The organism is Streptomyces sp. NPDC001606, assembly GCF_053596835.1.
On record NZ_JBSFHC010000027.1, the window covers coordinates 1 to 17,637 of the forward strand.

The window sequence follows — 17,637 nt, forward strand, 5'->3', positions numbered from 1 at the left end:
GAGGACTCCACCGCGGTGGTGAGCTGCGAGACGGCCGTTCCGCTCGCGGGCACCTCCAGCCGGATGGTCATCGAGTAGGAGACGCTGGGCGCCGTTGCCATGGCCGACTTCCTCTGCTTTCACCGTGTCGCGAGATCGTGCCGTCCGATCGTCGCACCTACCGCTCAGTACGCGGTAGCCGTCCAGGATTGCGGACGTTGTGTTCACGGCTGCCGCTCGGCGGGTGCGCGATTCCCTTGCGGTTTCCCGGTGGTTTCGGAAAACCACTTCCACCATACGAGAGACGATCAGACAAAGAAAGAGACCCACGTCACAACCGAAGGTTGAGAACGTGGGCCTCTCTCCACGTAGGTGGCACCGACCCGCCATGCTCGCCTCGCGGCAAGTGGTCCCTCGCAGGGACGAAGGTTGGGCCCGGGGGCTTGGATCGAGCCGGTGCCGCATCCAGGCTAACAAACGGATGCCGGAAGCCCATTCCCCTCCGCGGAGTTCAGTCCCGCAGCAGGTCGGGCACCCCGTCCGCGTCCGGCTCGTCCCGCTCGCCGGAGACGACCGTCAGCTGCTGGGTCGCCCGGGTCAGCGCCACGTACAGCACGCGCAGCCCGGCCGGCGACTCGTCGGCGATCTCCGCGGGCGACACGACGACCGTCGCGTCGTACTCCAGCCCCTTGGCCTCCAGGCTGCCGAGCGCCACCACCCGGTCGCCGAGCCCGGCCAGCCAGCGCCGGGCCTCCTCGCGCCGGTTCATCGCGACGACGACGCCGACCGTGCCGTCCACCAGCTCCAGCAGCCGCTCCGCCTCGGCCCGCACGGTCCGGGCGAGGGACTCCCCCACGACCGCGAACCGCGGCTGCACGCCGGTGGACCGTACGGCGCTGGGCGACTCGGAGCCCGGCATGGCGAGCGCGAGCACCTTGGCGGCCAGCTCGGCGATCTCGGCCGGGTTGCGGTAGTTCACGGTGAGCTGGAAGCGGCGCCGGGGCCGGCTGCCGAGGGCCTCGTCGCGCGCCTCGGCCGCCTCGTCCGGGTCGGACCAGGAGGACTGGGCGGGGTCGCCGACCACGGTCCAGGTGGCGTGCCGGCCGCGGCGGCCGACCATGCGCCACTGCATCGGGGTCAGGTCCTGCGCCTCGTCCACGATGACGTGCGCGTACTCGGTGCGCTCCTGCGCCAGCCGCTCGGCCCGCTCCCGCTGCGACTCCTCGCGCACCGGCATCAGCTCCTCCAGGCCGGTGAGCTGGTCCAGCGGGTCCAGCTCGCGCCGCTTCCTCGGGCGGGCCGGGGCGCCGAGGATCGCCTGGAGCTCGTCCAGCATGGCGATGTCGTGCACGGAGTAGCCGTCCCGCTTCAGCGAGCGGGCGACCTTGCGCACCTCCCCCGGGTTCAGGATCCGCCGGGCCCAGCGGCCGAGCCGCTTCTCGTCGGCCATGGCGGCGAGCACCGCCTTCGGGGTCAGCTCGGGCCACCAGGCGTCGAGGAAGGCGAGGAAGGAGTCCTCGGTGGTGACGTCCTCGTCGAAGGAGGAGCGCAGCTCGGCGGCCAGCTCCGGGTCGGTGTGCCGGGTGGCGGCGCCCGACGCGGCCCACAGGGCGTCCAGCAGCAGCTTGCGGGCGCGCGGCCGGAGCAGGTTGACCGGCGCGGTGCCGCCGAGGGCCGTACGGCGGATACGTTCCAGCTCCGCCGCCTCCAGTTCGAGGCGGCGTCCGAAGGCGACGACCCGCAGCCGGGTGGGCGGCCCGGCGGCCGGCTCCCCGCTCGCCGGCCCCAGCTCCAGGGCGCCCCGGGCGGCCTTGCGCAGCACCTTCAGCATCCGGTACGAGCCCTTGGCGCGGGCCACGGACGGGGAGTCGTACAGCGTCGCCTCGGCCCCGTCGACCAGCGAGCCGATGGCGCGGATGGCGACCTGGCCCTCCTCGCCGAGCGAGGGCAGCACGCCCTCGGTGTAGGCGACGAGCAGCGGGGTCGGGGAGACGATCAGGATGCCGCCGGCGTACCGCCGTCTGTCCTGGTAGAGCAGATAGGCGGCCCGGTGCAGGGCGACGGCCGTCTTGCCGGTGCCCGGCCCGCCCTCGACCTGGGTGATGGACGCGGCGGGCGCGCGGATGACGAGGTCCTGCTCGGCCTGGATGGAGGAGACGATGTCCCGCATGGTGTGGCTGCGGGCCTGCCCGAGGGCGGCCATCAGGGCGCCGTCGCCGATGACGGGCAGCGTGCTGCCGTCGAGGTAGGCGGTCAGCTCGGGGCGCATCAGGTCGTCCTCGACGCCGAGCACCCGGCGCCCCTTGGACCGGATGACCCGGCGCCGTACGACCCGTCCCGGCGCCACGGGCGTGGACCGGTAGAACGGCGCGGCGGCGGGCGCGCGCCAGTCGATGACCAGCGGCGAGTAGTCCTCGTCGAGGACGCCGATCCGGCCGATGTGCAGGGTCTCGGCGATGTCCGCGGTGTTGTCCTCGCGGACGGCCCCCTCGGCGGGCTCGACCGCCGTGTAGGCCCCGTCGGGACCCTTCTTCCCGTCCTTGCCGAGCAGCAGGTCGATCCGGCCGAACAGGAAGTCCTCGAACTCGTTGTTGAGCCGGTTCAGATGGATGCCGGCCCGGAAGACCTGTGCGTCCCGCTCGGCGAGCGCGCCCGGGGTGCCGACCTGGCCGCGCTTGGCCGCGTCGTTCATCAGGAACTCGGCCTCGTGGATCTTCTCCTCGAGCCGCCGGTACACCCGGTCCAGGTGTTCCTGTTCGACGCTGATCTCTCGGTCACGGACGGAGTCGTGTGCGTCGTGTACCGAGCCGACCGCGGACTGCTGAACCTGAGCGGCCACCGGGCCCCCTTCTGACGTGCTGGGCAGCCGTCAACCGTACGCGAAGAGGGACTGTGAAGGCTACGGGAGCGCAGTTCCCCGGGCCGCCCCGGGGAACTGCCTGCCGCGAATGCGCTAGGCGCCGACCTGCACCAGCTTCTTCCCCTGGAAGGTCACCACCTCGAAGTGGTCGATCTCGTTGGGCTTGAAGGCCGCGGCCCCGCCGATGTACAGCGGCTTCCTCGCCTGCTCCGCCTTGGCGTCGGGGATGCCGTACCCCCAGTCCGGGACGGACCAGGAGGACATGGTGACGCGCTGGCCGTTCTTGGCGACGAGCACCAGGCTGCACTTGAGCGGGCCCTTGGCGTTCTTCAGCTCCAGGACCGCCTGGGTGCCCCAGTCCTTGCCCTGCATCCCGACGGTCGCGCTGATGCCGGACGACGGGTCGGTGGCCGACTTCTTCTCGGGCATGGCCTCGAAGGTGGTCTGCGGCGAGGAGGCCGCGACCTGTCCGCCCCCGTCGGAGCCGCTGTTCACGGCGACCGCGGCCAGCGGTCCGGCGATGATCAGCGCCGCCGCGGCCGCGACCATGTAGAAGCTGCGCCGCCGCTTTCGCGCACGGTGCTCGGCGACCTCGTCGACCAGCCGCTCCACCAGCCGTGGACTGGGCCTGGCGGACAGCGACTCGCCGATCGCCGGGGTGCTGCCGGAGCCGGGCAGGTCGGCCAGCGCGGCCAGCATCGGCTCCATGCCGGCCAGCTCGTCCAGCTGCTGGGCGCACCACTCGCAGCCGGCGAGATGCGCCTCGAAAGCGGTTGCCTCGGCGTCGTCGAGAATCCCGAGGGCGTAGGCGCCGACGGTCTCGTGCTCGTTCGGCACCGAAGATCCCGAACTGGGGTTCATAGGCCCAGGCATACCCGGACCACCTGCACCGAATCCCTGCATTCCCCCGTATCCGCTGCTGCTCATCACGCCGTCACCCCCCGCTCTTCCAGTGCCAGCTTCATCGACCGCAGGGCGTAGAACACCCGGGAGCGCACCGTGCCGCTGGGGATACCCAGCGTCTCGGCCGCCTCATTGACCGTACGCCCTTTGAAGTACGTCTCGACGAGAACCTCCCGGTGGGCAGGGGTCAGGTCGTCGAGTGCGTCCGACAGCGTCATCAGCCACAGCGCCTTGTCGATCTCGTCCTCCGCGGGGATGACCTCCAGCGGCGACGGATCGACCTCCTGCGGCCGGGCCTGCCGGCTGCGGTGGCCGTCGATGACGATGCGACGCGCGACCGTCACCAGCCAGGGGCGTACCGAACCGGTCGCCCGATTGAGCTGACCGGCGTTCTTCCAGGCACGGATGAGCGTTTCCTGTACGACGTCCTCGGCCCGCTGCCGGTCACCGGCGACCAGCCGCAGGACATACGCGAGCAAGGGGCCGGCGTGCTCCCGGTACAGCGCGCGCATCAGCTCCTCGTCAGGTTCCGAGGGCTGTGAGGGCTGTGAGGACATGCGATGTCGGGCCCTCGATCCACGTTCATTGGCCACGGCCGCATCCTTGCGCACGCCCACCTCCGGTGTCCGGGGGTTCCCCCAGTCATTCGCTCGCCCACCCGTACGGACGGGGGTGGCGCGATGTTCAAAGGGAGGCGGGTGTTTCCTCGAAAACGGCGCGCCGACCGGGACATGCCACCACATTCCCACCACGCCGCCTTCACTTTTCCGACACGCGACCGGAGGGAGGCCCTCCGGCGGATGTCGCGAAGATCACGCGACCGCCGGGCCGGAGGTGCCGGCGGCCCTGCGCCGGTGCCGGGCGACCCGCTCCCGGTTCCCGCACACCTCACTGGAGCACCAGCGCCGCCGACGCCCGCGCGAGGTGTCCAGATAGACCAGCGGACACGCGTCCCCCGCACACTGCCGTACGGCCGCCCGTGCGACGGGGTCGGTGAGCAGCTCGACGGCGTCCCGGGCGAGGAGGGCGAGCAGGGCGGCGCAGCCGGGCGGGGCGGCCAGCTCCCGGCCGAGCGAACCGTCGCACCGGCGCACCGCGCACGGCACGGGGGTCGCGGCACGGGCGGCCGCGTTGACGTACCCGAGGGCGCTTTCGTACGACGCCTCCTCCTCCGGCACCGGCCGCACCAGCCGCCCCACCTGCTCCCGCAACGCCCGGAACTCGCCGACCCAGCCCGGTCCCGCGTGCTCCAGCGAGGTCCCGGCCGGCACCAGCCCGGCCCCGGCGATCCATGCGCGCAGCGCGCCGACACCGTCGAGCCGCTCGACGGGATGATCGGTGGCGAGCAGATCGAGACAGATCCGCCCGGCATCGAACCGCACTGCCATGTGCCTGTCACCACCTCGGCCGAAGCGTGCCGCTCCTCCCCACAGTGCCGCTACGAAGCGACGGCCGGAACCCCTCGGCGCTTCCCGGGCCTCTCAGCCCTCGGGTGAGCCGTATGTCAAGATCCCCGTATGGCAGAGAACGTATTCTTCGACATCACCATCGACGACCAGCCCGCCGGCCGGATCGTCTTCAAGCTGTACGACGAGGACGTCCCGAAGACGGCCCGGAACTTCCGCGAGCTGGCCACGGGCGAGCACGGCTTCGGCTACGAGGGCTCCTCCTTCCACCGCGTCATCCCCCAGTTCATGCTCCAGGGCGGTGACTTCACGCGCGGTGACGGCACCGGCGGCAAGAGCATCTACGGCGAGAAGTTCGCGGACGAGAACTTCACCCACAAGCACACCCGGCCCGGCCTGCTGTCCATGGCCAACGCGGGCAAGAACACCAACGGCTCGCAGTTCTTCATCACCACCGTCGTCACCCCGTGGCTGGACGGCAAGCACGTCGTCTTCGGCGAGGTCGTCGAGGGCATGGACCTGGTGACGCAGATCGAGTCGCTGGGCTCGCAGAGCGGCCGGCTGAGCAAGAAGGTCACCATCGCCAAGTCGGGCACGGTCTGATCCGCGCCCGGTGCCGGTGATCGCCCCGGGCCCGGCTCACACGTCCGCGTACTTCGCGTCCGTCGCCGGGTCCAGGGCGAGCCGGTAGCCCCGCTTCACCACGGTCTGGATCAGCTTCGGCGCGCCCAGGGCCGTACGGAGGCGGGCCATCGCCGTCTCCACGGCGTGTTCGTCGCGGCCCGCGCCGGGCAGGGCACGCAGCAGCTCCGCCCGGGCCACCACCCAGCCCGGCCGCCGGGACAGCGCCCGCAGCAGGGACATCCCCGCCGGGGGCACCGGCTTCAACGCCCCGTCCACCAGGACCGCGTGGCCGCGGATCTCCACCCGGTGCCCGGCGACCGGCAGCGCCCTGGCCCGGGACGGGAGTTCCTGGCACAACAGCTGCACCAGGGGGCCGAGGCGGAAGCGTTCCGGCTGGACCGTGTCCACGCCCGCCGCCTGGAGCGGAACGGCCGTGACCGGACCCACGCAGGCCGGCAGGACATCGTGGCCGAGGGCGGCCAGCAGCTCCTCCAGCAGCCCCCGCTTCTCCGCCCGGGAGAGCAGGGAGGCTGCCGCGGGGGCGCTCGTGAAGGTGAGCGCGTCCACCGCGCGGGAGACCGCCGCGTCCAGCAGGCGGTCCAGGGGGGCCAGGTCCTCCGGCGGCATCCAGCGGTACACCGGGACCGGGACCACCTCGGCCCCGCCGGCCCGCAGGGACTCCACGAAGCCGGGCAGCGGCTCCCCGTGCAGCTGTACGGCGATACGGCGGCCGTCCACGCCCTCCTCCAGCAGGCGGTCCAGGACCTCCGCCAGCGACTCCGAGGACGGGGACCACTCCTCGGTGAGGCCGACGGCCCGTATGGCGCCCTTGACCTTGGGGCCGCGGGCCAGCAGCTCGACGCCGCGCAGCCGGCCCAGGAGCTGCTCGCCGAGCCCCCAGCCGTCCGCCGCCTCGATCCAGCCGCGGAAGCCGATCGCGGTCGTGGCCACCGCCACGTCAGGCGCGTTACCGATGATCTCCTGGGTGGCGGCGAGGAGTTCACCGTCGTCGGCGAGCGGCACGATGCGCAGGGCGGGCGCGTGCAGGACGGCCGCGCCGCGCCGCTGGAGCAGGGCACCCAGCTCGTCGGCCCGGCGCGCGGCGGTGACGCCCACGGTGAATCCCGCGAGCGGCCCGTGCTCCGAGGCGCCGGGGACTCCGGGCGCTCCGGGAGCCGCGGGGTGCTGCTCTTCGTCGTACATGGGGCCTCTCCTAGCTGACCGGCACGGCCGAAATCGAGCCTGTCAACGGCGCGTGACAGGCTCGGTTCGGCTCGATGTCACCGGTGTTACGTCACACGTCGGCGTAGCTGAGCTGCGCCTTCGTCTCCGAGGATGCCTCCGGGGCGGCCGCCGCGGACGCCGTACGGCCGACCGGCCGGCGAAGGTATACGGCCCAGGTCACGGCGAAGCAGACGCCGTAGTAGGCGAGGAAGGCGACGAACGCGCCGGTGCCGGAGCCGTAGGTCAGGAAGGACTGGCGGAAGGCGAGGTTGATGCCGACGCCGCCGAGCGCGCCGACCGCGCCGATCAGCCCCATCGAGGCGCCGGACAGCCGGCGGCCGTACGCCACGGCCTCCTCCCCGGTCAGCCCCTTGGCCAGGGCCTTGTTCTGGAAGATGCCCGGGATCATCTTGAACGTCGAGCCGTTGCCGGTCCCGGTGAGCACGAAGAGCACGACGAACGCGACGACGAACAGCGGCAGCGACTTCTGCACGCTCGCGAGGACCAGGACGGCGGTGGCGGCGGCCATGGCGACATAGTTCCAGAGCGTGATCCTCGCGCCGCCGAACCGGTCCGCGAGCCGGCCGCCGAGGGGCCGGACCAGCGAGCCGAGCAGCGGGCCCATGAAGGTCAGATAGGTCGCCTGGAGCGGGGTGCGGCCGAACTGGTTCGTCAGGACCTGGCCGAAGGCGAAGCTGTAGCCGATGAAGGAGCCGAAGGTGCCGATGTAGAGCAGGGACATGATCCAGGTGTGGGCGTCCCTCGCCGCGTCCTTGGCCGCGCCGGTGTCGTTCTTCACCGTCGCCAGGTTGTCCATGAACAGCGCGGCGCAGCAGGCGGCCACGACGATCAGCGGGATGTAGATGCCGAGCAGCACGCGCGGACCGCCGCCCGCCCCGATCACGGCCAGCGCCACCAGCTGGATCGCGGCCACGCCGACGTTGCCGCCGCCCGCGTTCAGACCGAGCGCCCATCCCTTCCTGCGCAGCGGGAAGAAGGCGTTGATGTTGGTCATGGAGGAGGCGAAGTTGCCGCCGCCGATCCCGGCCAGCAGGCCGACCAGCAGGAACGTGCCGAAGGACGTGCCCGGCGTCATGACGGCGAAGGCGGCGACGGTCGGTACGAGCAGCAGGCCGGCCGAGATGATCGTCCAGTTCCGGCCGCCGAAGACGGCGACGGCGAAGGTGTAGGGCACCCGGACGACCGCGCCGACGAGCGTGACCATCGAGGTCAGCAGGAACTTGTCGGCCGGGGTCAGGCCGTACTCGGGGCCCATGAAGAGGACGAGGACGGACCACAGGGTCCAGACCGAGAAGCCGATGTGCTCGGAGAGGACGGAGAACCAGAGGTTCCGGTTCGCGATCCGCGCGCCGGTCGCCCTCCAGAATGCCTCGTCCTCCGGATCCCACCGCTCGATCCAGCGGCCGCTGCGTCGGGTAGGAGATGGGTCTGTCATCACGCCTCCACGGTGCTGCTCCGGCTGCTGCCACATAGTGACTGAGCCGACGGTAGGGAGGGCTCGTTTCCGCGCTGTGGCTGTGGGTGACCGGAAGGGAACGTTGCTCTCACTCGTCGAGGACACGTCCGGTGAGGGCGCCTCCGGTGGGGGCGCCGGCCATCACCGCGCGGTCCGCCTCCGGGGTCCAGCCGTCCGCCGGCCGGCGCAGCCACCCCTTGGCCCGGGCGATCTCCGCCGCCGCGCCGCGCAGCGCGTCCAGCCCGGGGTGAACCAGTCCCCTGCGCCACACCAGCGACACCGGGGACAGCGGGACGGGGTCGACGAGCGGTCTGCGGACCGTGCGGGGAAGTGGCGGAAAGTCGACCACCGCCAGCACCGGATGCCCGGTCTTGGCCGTGAGCCGCTCGAACTCCTCCTCCCCGACGGCCAGCGGCTGCGGCGGCGCGAGCCGGATGCCGTGCCCGGCGAAGAGCCGGCGGGCCAGATCGGTCCACTCCGGGGTGCGCGGGTTGCCCGCACCGGCGTACACCGTCTCCCCGGCCAGCGCCGCCACCGGCAGCGGCTCCCCCGGCGACCCGGCGAGGGGATGGCTCTCGGGCAGGATCACGGCCATCGGCTCGTAGCGCACCGGCTGTTGCTCCAGCCCCGACCGCAGTGCCGGGTCCAGGCCGGCGAAACGGCCGAAGGAGACGTCCAGACGGCCGGCGAGGAGTTCGGTCGCGGCGCCGGTCAGTCCGCTCTCGTAGCGGGCCATCAGCTCGCAGTCCGGGGCGAGTTCACGGGCCCGGTGCAGCACCCGGCGGCCGGTGGCCAGGCCCGGCGAGTTGAGGTCGACCAGCAGCGGGCGGGGCCGGCGGAACGCGGCGAGCAGCTCCTCCTGCGCGGCGAGCACCCCGCGCGCGAGGGGCAGCAGGCGCTCGCCGTCCGCCGTGAGCGTCACCTGCCGGGTGGTGCGCACGAACAGCTCGGCCCCCAGCTCCCGTTCCAGCCGCCGTACATCCCGGCTGAGCGCCTGCTGGGCGACGTACAGCCGGGCCGCCGCCCGGGTGAAGTGCAGCTCCTCGGCGACCGTGACGAAGGCGCGCAGGCGTCGGGGATCGATGTGGTCGGGCATGACGGAGAACGTACAAGCACGGTGATTGACAACACCAGTGCGTGAATCGGCGCCGAGCAGGTGTTGGACCCCTTGATCCATTCCCGGCCAGGGTGGACGCATGCCCCCGCTCATATCCCACGCCCACGGCTACCGTCGGCTCTTCTCCCGCCCCGGCACCCGCGCCTTCACCGCCGGCAACCTCCTCGCCCGCCTGCCCATGGGCATGTTCGGCGTCAGCGCGGTGGTGATGATCGCCGGGTCGCGCGGCTCGTACGCCCTCGCCGGTGCCGTCACCGCGACCGGCCTCGCGGCGACCGCGCTGGCCGGGCCCTGGATCGCCCGGCTCGTCGACCGTCACGGGCAGGCCCGGGTCGCCGTACCGGCCACCGCCGTCGCCGTGCTCGGCAGCCTCGCCCTGCTGCTGTGCGTCCGGTACGGCGCCCCCGACTGGACCCTGTTCGCCGCATACACCCTCACCGCCACCACCCCCAACATCGGCGGCCTGTCCCGCGCCCGCTGGGCCCATCTGCTGGAGCGGGAGCCGGACGCCCTGCACACCGCCAACTCCTTCGAACAGGCCGCCGACGAGCTGTGCTTCATGCTCGGCCCGGTGCTCGCGTCCTTTCTGACCGGCACGTTCTTCCCGGAGGCGGGCACCCTCACCGGCGCGGTGCTGCTGCTCGCCGGGATGCTGCTGTTCACCGCGCAGCGGGCGACCGAACCGCCGCCCCGGGCGCGCGCGAAGACGCCGTCACCGCTGCGCGCCCCCGGCATCCGGCCGCTGCTGGCCTGCTGCACGGCCACCGGGGCGGTGTTCGGTTCGATGGAGGTCGTCACCATCGCGTACGCCGACGCACAGGGGCACCGCGCGGCGGCCGGGGTCGTCCTCGCCCTCCAGGCGGCGGGCTCCTGTGCGGCGGGCCTGCTGTACGGGGCGCTGAAACCGGCCGGGCTGCGGCTGGGGCACTGCCTGGCGGCGATGGCCCTGCTGATGACGCTGCCCTGGGCGGCCGCCGGCCTCACCGGCGCCCTGCCGGTGCTCGCGCTGGCGCTGCTGGTGGCGGGCATGGCGACCGCGCCGACCATGGTGACGACGATGACCCTGGTGCAGACGCGCACCCCGGCCGGCCGGCTCAACGAGGGCATGAGCCTGATGGTGACCGGCCTGCTCACCGGCATCGCCTGCGGCTCGGCGCTGGGTGGCTGGGCGGCCCAGCACACCTCGCCGGGCACCGGCTTCCTCGTCCCGGTCGCGGCGGCGGCCACGGCACTGCTGGTCGGGGCTGCGGTGAAGGCGTAGAGCGGCGCACGCGGGACCCCTGCGTCGAACCGCTTCCGCCATTCCTCACAGACCGGTTGACGCTTCCGCCACCACCCTCTTACCGTCCTTTGTCGAAGCGCTTCGACGCGCACGGTGCCCCGACACACCGCCGGATCGAACGGCATCGACAGACATCGACCAGCACTGACAGGCACCGACCGGCACGAACTGCATGGAACGAGTCCGGCCCACGTAAGGGGTGCGCGCGTGAAGTTCACCGACGGCTACTGGCTGCTGCGCGAGGGCGTCACCGCCGCCCATCCGGCGCAGGTGCTCGACGTCACCGCGCGGGACGGCACGCTGACGGTGCACGCGCCGGCCCGGCCCGTACGGCACCGCGGCGACCTGCTGAAGGGGCCGGTCCTGACGATCACCGCGCACGCCCCCCTGCCCGGCGTCATCGGCATCACCCTCACCCACTTCGCGGGCGAGCAGCAGCGCGGCCCCGCGTTCGAGGTGCACACCGAGAAGCACACGCCCCAGCTGTCGTACGACGACGAGCACGCCGCCCTCACCTCCGGCGAGCTGTCCGTGCGCTTCGCCCGGACCGGGCCGTGGCGGATGGAGTTCCGGGCCCGCGGCCGCACCCTCACCGCCAGCGGGCCCAAGGGCATGGGCGTCATGCGGGACGCGACCGGCGCCCACTACCTGCGCGAGCAGCTGGGGCTCGGGGTGGGCACCTCGGTGTACGGGCTGGGCGAGCGGTTCGGGCCGCTGGTGAAGAACGGGCAGACCGTCGACATCTGGAACGCCGACGGCGGCACGGCCACCGAACAGGCCTACAAGAACGTGCCGTTCTACCTCACCGACGCGGGCTACGGCGTGTTCGTGGACCACCCCGGCAGGGTCTCCTTCGAGGTCGGCTCGGAGACGGTCTCCCAGGTCCAGTTCAGCGCGGAGACCCAGCAGCTCACGTACTACGTCATCGACGGCCCGAGCCCCCGGGAGATCCTGCGCCGGTACACCGCCCTCACCGGCCGCCCGGCGCTGCCGCCCGCCTGGTCCTTCGGCGTGTGGCTGTCCACGTCCTTCACCACCGCCTACGACGAGGAGACGGTCACCTCCTTCATCGAGGGCATGCGGGAACGCGAACTGCCGCTGTCCGTCTTCCACTTCGACTGCTTCTGGATGCGCGAGCACCAGTGGTGCGACTTCACCTGGGACGACCGGGTCTTCCCGGACCCGGAGGGCATGCTGGAGCGGCTGCACGAGCGGGGCCTGCGGGTGTCCGTGTGGATCAACCCGTACATCGCCCAGCGCTCCCCGCTGTTCGCCGAGGGCAGGGCGCTCGGGCATCTGCTGCGCCGGCCCGACGGCAGCGTGTGGCAGTGGGACCTGTGGCAGCCCGGCATGGCACTGGTCGACTTCACCTCCCCGGCCGCCCGCGACTGGTACGCGGCCAAGCTGGAGGCACTGCTCGACCAGGGCGTCGACTGCTTCAAGACCGACTTCGGCGAGCGGGTGCCGCTGGACGTGGCCTGGGCGGACGGCTCGGACCCGGAGCGGATGCACAACTACTACCCCCAGCTGTACAACCGCACGGTCTTCGAGGTGCTGCACAAACACCGCGGGGAGCGGGAGGCGGTGGTCTTCGCCCGCTCGGCGACCGCCGGCGGCCAGCGCTTCCCGGTGCACTGGGGCGGGGACTGCGAGTCGACCTACGAGTCGATGGCCGAGTCGCTGCGCGGCGGACTCTCCCTCGGGCTGTCCGGGTTCGGCTTCTGGTCGCACGACATCGGCGGCTTCGAGGGCACCCCGAGCCCGGAGCTGTTCAAACGGTGGCTCGCCTTCGGCCTGCTCTCCTCGCACAGCCGGCTGCACGGCTCCTCCTCCTACCGGGTGCCCTGGCTGTTCGACGAGGAGTCCGTGGCGGTGCTGCGCCACTTCACCCGGCTCAAGCTGCGGCTGATGCCCTATCTGTACGAGGCCGCCCGCACCGCCCACACCGAGGGGCTGCCGATGATGCGCGCCATGGTGCTGGAGTTCCCGGACGACCCCGGCTGCGCGCATCTGGAGCGCCAGTACATGCTCGGGCCCGACCTGCTGGTCGCCCCGGTCTTCAGCGACGAGGGAGACGTCTCCTACTACGTGCCCGACGGCACCTGGACCCACTTCGCGGACGGCCGTACGGTCACCGGTCCGCGCTGGGTGCGCGAGCGGCACGGCTTCCTGAGCGCACCGCTGCTGGTCCGGCCGGGCGCGGTGCTCCCGGTGGGCGCGGTGGCCGACCGGCCCGACTACGACCATGCCGACGGGGTCACCCTGCGGGCGTACGGGCTCGCCCGGGGCGCCCGGGTGACGGTGCCGGTCGGGGACGTGACCTTCACCGTCGTACGCGAGGGCGACACCCTGCGGGCGGCGTGCGGCGATCCGGTGCGGCCGTGGGCGCTGGCGGCCGGGGACCGGTGCGCCGAGGCCCCCGCCGGGACCGGGTTCCTCACGCTGGAGCTGGGCTGATGGTCAGCATCATCGATGTGGCCCGGTACGCCGGGGTCTCGCCGAGCACCGTCTCCTACGCGCTCAGCGGCAAGCGGCCGATCTCCGCCGAGACCCGGCAGCGCGTGCAGCAGGCGGTGCGCGCGCTGGGCTACCGCCCGCACGGCGGCGCCCGCGCCCCGGCCGACCACCGCTCGAAGGTGCTGGCCCTGATGGTGCCGTTACGCCCCGGCGTCCCTGTCCCGGCGGCGATGGGCTGCGCGGGGTCCGTCGTCACCACCGCCCGCCGGTACGGCCACGACGTGCTGCTCCTCACCCGGGACCAGGGCGAGGCCGGGCTGCTCCGGTTCGCGAAGAACGCGCTGGTGGACGCCCTGATCGTGATGGACGTGCAGCTGAGCGGCCCCCGGTTGCCGCGGCTGCGCGCCCTGGACCTGCCCACGGTGCTGCTCGGGGTGCCCGCCGAGCCGGCCGGGCTTCCCTGCGTCGACCTGGACTTCGCGGCGGCCGGGGAGCTGTGCGTGGAGCGGCTGGCGGCGCTGGGGCACCGGGTGGTGGCCCTGGTCGGCCCGCCGCCGGAGGTGTGCGTACGGCGGGCCGCGTTCGCCCAGCGGGTGGTGCGCGGCTTCACCGCCGCCGCCGACCGCCATGGGCTCGCCTCGCTGGTCCGCCCGTGCGCGGCGAGCCCGGAGGCGGCCCGCGCGGTGGCGGAGCGGCTGCTGCGCGAACAGCCCGCGCTGACCGCCGTCGTGGTCCACAACGAGGCGGTGCTGGGGCTCCTGATCGACGCCTTCGAACGGCTCGGCCTGCGGGTCCCGGCCGACCTGTCGGTCATCGCGATCGGCCCCGCCGACACCGCCACGGCCCCGCATATCCCGGTCACCTCGGTCGGCCTGCCCGCGGCCGAACTGGGCGAGCGGGCGGTGGAGTTGCTGATCGCCGAGCCGGCGGGCGCCGCCGTACCGGCGGAGACGCTGCTGGTACCCCGGCTCACGGACCGGGCGAGCACGGCGCCGCGGCCGGTGTGAGCGGCACATGCCGTGGCGGGGACAAGACGAAGGCCCCGTCGCTGTCGAGCGACGGGGCCTTGCCCACATGGGGTACCCCTCGGGAGGGGTTGGTGGAGATGGCGGGAATCGAACCCGCGTCCAACGGTGCGGAACCAGGGCTTCTCCGTGTGCAGTTCGCTGTGCTTTTCTCGGCCCCGGCGATCACGCGAACAAGTCGCCGACGGGCTCAGTCACTGTTTGGTTTCCCTCTTCACCCCGTGACCGGGATCAAGGTTTAGTTCCCTAGCTGATGCCAGGATCCGGGTCGGGAACAGCCCCGGGCTGACACTTCGCAAGTCGCTACTTAGGCAGCGAGGGCGAAGGAATCGCGCTTGGTGTTGGCGATTATTTTTTTCGGCCTGTGGTTTACGAGATCATGGCCGCTTCCTCGACACGCTTCCCCTGCTTCGACAGCCGCTGTCGAAACCGATCATCCCCATGTTGATTTCTCAAGGTGCACACCGGGCGCTGGCGTCCGGTGCTGTAACCATCGTACGGGAACAACGCGGACCCGTGCCAGCGTATTCCCCCCGGTCGCGCCGGGTCGCGCCGCTAGGCCCGCTGCTTGCGCCGCACCGCCGACATCGCGCGCTCGGCCTCGCGCCGGTCCTGCTTCTCACGCAGCGTCTGCCGCTTGTCGTACTCCTTCTTGCCCCTGGCCAGCGCGATCTCGACCTTGGCCCGGCCGTCCTTGAAGTACATGGCGAGGGGCACGATCGTGTGGCCCGTCTCCTGCGACTTCGCCTCCAGCTTGTCGATCTCCACGCGGTGCAGCAGCAGCTTGCGCTTGCGCCGGGCACTGTGGTTGGTCCAGGTGCCCTGGCTGTACTCCGGCACGTGCACGTTGTGCAGCCACGCCTCGTGACCGTCCAGCTGCACGAAGCCGTCGACCAGCGAGGCCCGCCCCTGGCGCAGCGACTTCACCTCGGTGCCCGTGAGGACCAGACCGGCCTCGTAGGTGTCGAGGATGTGGTAGTCGTGCCGCGCCTTCTTGTTCTGCGCGATCAGCTTGCGCCCTTTTTCCTTAGCCATAGTGCCGACCATTTTGGCACCAGGGAGGGGGTGCGAGTACAGCCGATTACGCACGGCACGTCGCCGCTACGACGGGTCGCCGAGCCCGGTGAGGACCGTCTCGGCGCGCCGCACGGCCCCGTCGGCCGCCTCCAGGTCGGGGGTGATGCCCCGGCCGTCCACCGCGCGCCCGGACGGGGTGCGGTAGTGGCCGACGGTCAGCTCGGCCACCGCGCCGTCGGGCAGCCGGGTCGGCATCTGGACGGAGCCCTTGCCGAAGGTGCGGGAGCCGATCACCACCGCGCGGCCCCGGTCCTGGAGGGCGCCGGTGAGCATCTCGGCCGCGCTCATGGTGCCGCCGTCGACCAGGGTGACCAGCGGCCGGGCGGTGTCGCCGCCGGAATCGGCGTGCAGGGCGCGCTGGGCGCCGTCGACGTCGTAGGTGGCGACCAGGCCGCCGTCGAGGAACGCGGAGGCGGTCTCCACCGCCTCGGTGACCAGGCCGCCGGAGTTGCCGCGCAGGTCGAGGATGATCCCGGCGCCGGCCGGGGCGGACCGGACGGCGGCCCGGACGGCGCTGCCGACGCCCTTGGTGAACGCGGCGATCCGGATGACGGTGACCCCGCCGGGCAGCCGGCGCACGGTCACCGAGTCGGTGGAGAGCCTGGCCCGGTGCAGCGTCTCGGTCCACGCGCGCGTGCCGCGTTGCAGGCCCAGGGTGACGGTCGTACCGGCGGGGGCGTCGTCGGTGTCGCCGCGCAGTAAGGAGACCACCTCGGTGACCGGCCGACCGTCGACCGTGCTGCCGTCGACGCTGCGCAGCCGGTCGCCCCTGCGGATCCCGGCGGCGGCCGCGGGCGAGCCGGGCTGCACCCGGGTCACCTCGATCCGGCCGTCCCGCTCACGCCGCGCCCACAGGCCGACGCCGGTGTAGCGGCCGTCGAGGGCCTCCTGGAACTCCTGGTACTCGTCCTGCGAGTAGACGGCGCCCCAGCGGTCCCCGCTGCGGCTGACGGCCCGCTCGGCGGCCTCCATCGGGGAGGTGCCCGCCGCCTTCGCCGCGGCGGCCGCCTTGCGTACGTCCTCGCCCCCCGCCGCCCCCACGGCGTGGGCGGTGGTGCGCCGGGCGGTGGGCCGGTCGGACTCCGGGAAGGAGCCGGTCGCGGCGCCGGCGACCAGGACGCCGGCGAAGACCAAGGTCAGGGCGGCCCCGCGGCGGGTGCGGCGGGGCGGGCAGAACAGGTCGCGGCCTGACATGGCGGTGAGTCTAGGACAACACGCGGGGCCGCACGGGCCGATACCCGTACGGCCCCGGGGAGTTCCGAGGGGTGTGCGTCACACCTTCAGATACTTGCGCAGCGCGAAGAACGCCGCCAGGGACGGCATCAGGACGCTGGTGGCGAGGATCAGCGGCAGCTTGGTCAACACCGCGTCCCAGCCGACGAAGTTGATGAGCGTGAGCTTGTGGGACAGGGCCATGCCGTGGTCGATGGTGAAGTACCGGCCGACGACCAGGAACACACAGGCGAGGCTGCCGCCGATGAGACCGGCGACGGCCGCCTCCGCGATGAACGGCGCCTGGATGTAGAAGCCCGAGGCACCGACCAGGCGCATGATCCCGGTCTCGCGCCGTCGGCTGAACGCCGAGACCCGCACGGTGTTGACGATCAGCAACAGCGCGACCAGCAGCATCATCGCCATCACGCCGAGCGCGCCCCGGTTCATCAGGTTCAGCAGCTGGAAGAGGTTGTCCAGGATGCCCTTCTGGTCCTGCACGGACTGCACACCGGGGCGCCCGTTGAACGCGGTCGCGATCACCGCGTACTTCTGCGGGTCCTTGAGCTTGATCCGGTACGACTCCTGCATCTGGTCCGGCGTCAGCGAGCCGGCCAGCGGGGAGTTGCCGAACTGCTCCTTGTAGTGCTTGTACGCCTCGTCCTGCGACTCGTACGCGACCTTCTCGACGATGGTCATCTTGTGCAGGTCGGCGAGGATCTGCTTCTTCTGGTCCTCGGTGACCGCGCCCTTGGCGCAGTTGACGTCCGTCTCGGCGTCGTGCTTGTTGCACAGGAAGATCGAGACGTTGACCTTGTCGTACCAGTACCCCTTCATGGTGCTGACCTGGTCGCTCATCAGCAGTGACCCGCCGAACAGGGCCAGGGACAGGGCGACGGAGACGATGACGGCGAACGTCATCGTCAGATTGCGGCGGAGACCGACTCCGATCTCCGACAGGACGAACTGGGCGCGCATGGCTGCTTCTTCAGGC

At 72.1% G+C, this 17,637-nt stretch carries 14 protein-coding genes and 1 other RNA gene; 4 read left to right on the forward strand and 11 right to left on the reverse strand.

From position 1 onward, the window contains the following. Positions 1-490 precede the first annotated feature (490 nt). From ACWCV9_RS34275 to ACWCV9_RS34290, 4 genes are all read right to left on the reverse strand, one after another. Complete coding sequence (locus ACWCV9_RS34275; protein ID WP_450792487.1) at positions 491-2,818, reverse strand: HelD family protein; 2,328 nt, start codon at positions 2,816-2,818, stop codon at positions 491-493. Between the two features lie 114 nt (positions 2,819-2,932). Continuing rightward, positions 2,933-3,700, reverse strand: a complete 768-nt coding sequence (locus ACWCV9_RS34280; protein WP_450792488.1) for an anti-sigma factor family protein — start codon at positions 3,698-3,700, stop codon at positions 2,933-2,935. Positions 3,701-3,765: 65 nt separating this feature from the next. Further along, on the reverse strand, positions 3,766-4,359 hold the full coding sequence (locus tag ACWCV9_RS34285) for a sigma-70 family RNA polymerase sigma factor (RefSeq protein WP_385847370.1): 594 nt from the start codon (positions 4,357-4,359) through the stop codon (positions 3,766-3,768). Positions 4,360-4,554: 195 nt separating this feature from the next. Next, on the reverse strand, positions 4,555-5,130 hold the full coding sequence (locus ACWCV9_RS34290) for a CGNR zinc finger domain-containing protein (protein ID WP_450792490.1): 576 nt from the start codon (positions 5,128-5,130) through the stop codon (positions 4,555-4,557). A 129-nt stretch (positions 5,131-5,259) separates the two neighbouring features. On the opposite strand from ACWCV9_RS34290, the gene ACWCV9_RS34295 reads away from it, so the two are divergent. Further along, positions 5,260-5,751 carry a peptidylprolyl isomerase gene (locus tag ACWCV9_RS34295; protein WP_450792491.1) on the forward strand — a complete coding sequence of 164 codons (492 nt, stop codon included), beginning with the start codon at positions 5,260-5,262 and terminating at the stop codon, positions 5,749-5,751. Between the two features lie 36 nt (positions 5,752-5,787). Here ACWCV9_RS34295 and ACWCV9_RS34300 read toward each other — a convergent pair whose 3' ends face one another. The 3 genes from ACWCV9_RS34300 to ACWCV9_RS34310 all read right to left on the reverse strand — a co-directional run bounded on the left by ACWCV9_RS34300 (position 5,788) and on the right by ACWCV9_RS34310 (position 9,569). Further along, positions 5,788-6,975 carry a uroporphyrinogen-III synthase gene (locus tag ACWCV9_RS34300; RefSeq protein ID WP_450792492.1) on the reverse strand — a complete coding sequence of 396 codons (1,188 nt, stop codon included), beginning with the start codon at positions 6,973-6,975 and terminating at the stop codon, positions 5,788-5,790. 91 nt (positions 6,976-7,066) lie between these two features. Next, positions 7,067-8,452 carry a nitrate/nitrite transporter gene (locus ACWCV9_RS34305; RefSeq protein WP_450792494.1) on the reverse strand — a complete coding sequence of 462 codons (1,386 nt, stop codon included), beginning with the start codon at positions 8,450-8,452 and terminating at the stop codon, positions 7,067-7,069. A gap of 109 nt (positions 8,453-8,561) precedes the next feature. Beyond that, positions 8,562-9,569, reverse strand: coding sequence for a LysR family transcriptional regulator (locus tag ACWCV9_RS34310; RefSeq protein ID WP_450792496.1), 1,008 nt, complete (start codon positions 9,567-9,569; stop codon positions 8,562-8,564). Positions 9,570-9,669: 100 nt separating this feature from the next. Here ACWCV9_RS34310 and ACWCV9_RS34315 point away from each other — a divergent pair, with 100 nt between their 5' ends. The 3 genes from ACWCV9_RS34315 (at position 9,670) to ACWCV9_RS34325 (ending at position 14,336) form a co-directional block, all read left to right on the forward strand. Beyond that, a complete protein-coding gene (locus ACWCV9_RS34315) occupies positions 9,670-10,851 on the forward strand; it encodes an MFS transporter (RefSeq protein ID WP_450792498.1) in 1,182 nt (393 codons plus the stop codon). Positions 10,852-11,079: 228 nt separating this feature from the next. Continuing rightward, a complete protein-coding gene (gene yicI, locus ACWCV9_RS34320; protein ID WP_450792500.1) occupies positions 11,080-13,329 on the forward strand; it encodes an alpha-xylosidase in 2,250 nt (749 codons plus the stop codon). Beyond that, positions 13,329-14,336, forward strand: coding sequence for a LacI family DNA-binding transcriptional regulator (locus ACWCV9_RS34325; RefSeq protein WP_450792501.1), 1,008 nt, complete (start codon positions 13,329-13,331; stop codon positions 14,334-14,336). Before yicI ends, ACWCV9_RS34325 begins: the two co-directional genes overlap by 1 nt. Before the next feature lie 90 nt (positions 14,337-14,426). Here ACWCV9_RS34325 and ssrA read toward each other — a convergent pair. From ssrA to ftsX, 4 genes are all read right to left on the reverse strand, one after another. Beyond that, positions 14,427-14,795, reverse strand: a transfer-messenger RNA (tmRNA) gene (ssrA, locus tag ACWCV9_RS34330). A 114-nt stretch (positions 14,796-14,909) separates the two neighbouring features. Beyond that, positions 14,910-15,389 carry an SsrA-binding protein SmpB gene (gene smpB / locus ACWCV9_RS34335; protein WP_450792503.1) on the reverse strand — a complete coding sequence of 160 codons (480 nt, stop codon included), beginning with the start codon at positions 15,387-15,389 and terminating at the stop codon, positions 14,910-14,912. A 66-nt stretch (positions 15,390-15,455) separates the two neighbouring features. Then, on the reverse strand, positions 15,456-16,625 hold the full coding sequence (locus ACWCV9_RS34340; RefSeq protein WP_450792505.1) for a S41 family peptidase: 1,170 nt from the start codon (positions 16,623-16,625) through the stop codon (positions 15,456-15,458). 78 nt (positions 16,626-16,703) lie between these two features. Then, the gene (ftsX, locus tag ACWCV9_RS34345) at positions 16,704-17,621 is read right to left on the reverse strand and encodes a permease-like cell division protein FtsX (protein WP_385847359.1); all 918 of its coding nucleotides are present in this window, start codon (positions 17,619-17,621) and stop codon (positions 16,704-16,706) included. Positions 17,622-17,637: the final 16 nt, after the last annotated feature.

Bases quoted from the DNA above. Each gene is read 5' to 3' on its own strand.
- ACWCV9_RS34300 (WP_450792492.1), bottom strand. From the start codon at position 6,975: ATGTACGACGAAGAGCAGCACCCCGCGGCTCCCGGAGCGCCCGGAGTC.
- ftsX (WP_385847359.1), bottom strand. From the start codon at position 17,621: ATGCGCGCCCAGTTCGTCCTGTCGGAGATCGGAGTCGGTCTCCGCCGC.
- ACWCV9_RS34290 (WP_450792490.1), bottom strand. From the start codon at position 5,130: ATGGCAGTGCGGTTCGATGCCGGGCGGATCTGTCTCGATCTGCTCGCC.
- ACWCV9_RS34315 (WP_450792498.1), top strand. From the start codon at position 9,670: ATGCCCCCGCTCATATCCCACGCCCACGGCTACCGTCGGCTCTTCTCC.
- ACWCV9_RS34280 (WP_450792488.1), bottom strand. From the start codon at position 3,700: ATGAACCCCAGTTCGGGATCTTCGGTGCCGAACGAGCACGAGACCGTC.
- smpB (WP_450792503.1), bottom strand. From the start codon at position 15,389: ATGGCTAAGGAAAAAGGGCGCAAGCTGATCGCGCAGAACAAGAAGGCG.
- ACWCV9_RS34310 (WP_450792496.1), bottom strand. From the start codon at position 9,569: ATGCCCGACCACATCGATCCCCGACGCCTGCGCGCCTTCGTCACGGTC.
- ACWCV9_RS34295 (WP_450792491.1), top strand. From the start codon at position 5,260: ATGGCAGAGAACGTATTCTTCGACATCACCATCGACGACCAGCCCGCC.
- ACWCV9_RS34325 (WP_450792501.1), top strand. From the start codon at position 13,329: ATGGTCAGCATCATCGATGTGGCCCGGTACGCCGGGGTCTCGCCGAGC.
- ACWCV9_RS34305 (WP_450792494.1), bottom strand. From the start codon at position 8,452: ATGACAGACCCATCTCCTACCCGACGCAGCGGCCGCTGGATCGAGCGG.
- ACWCV9_RS34340 (WP_450792505.1), bottom strand. From the start codon at position 16,625: ATGTCAGGCCGCGACCTGTTCTGCCCGCCCCGCCGCACCCGCCGCGGG.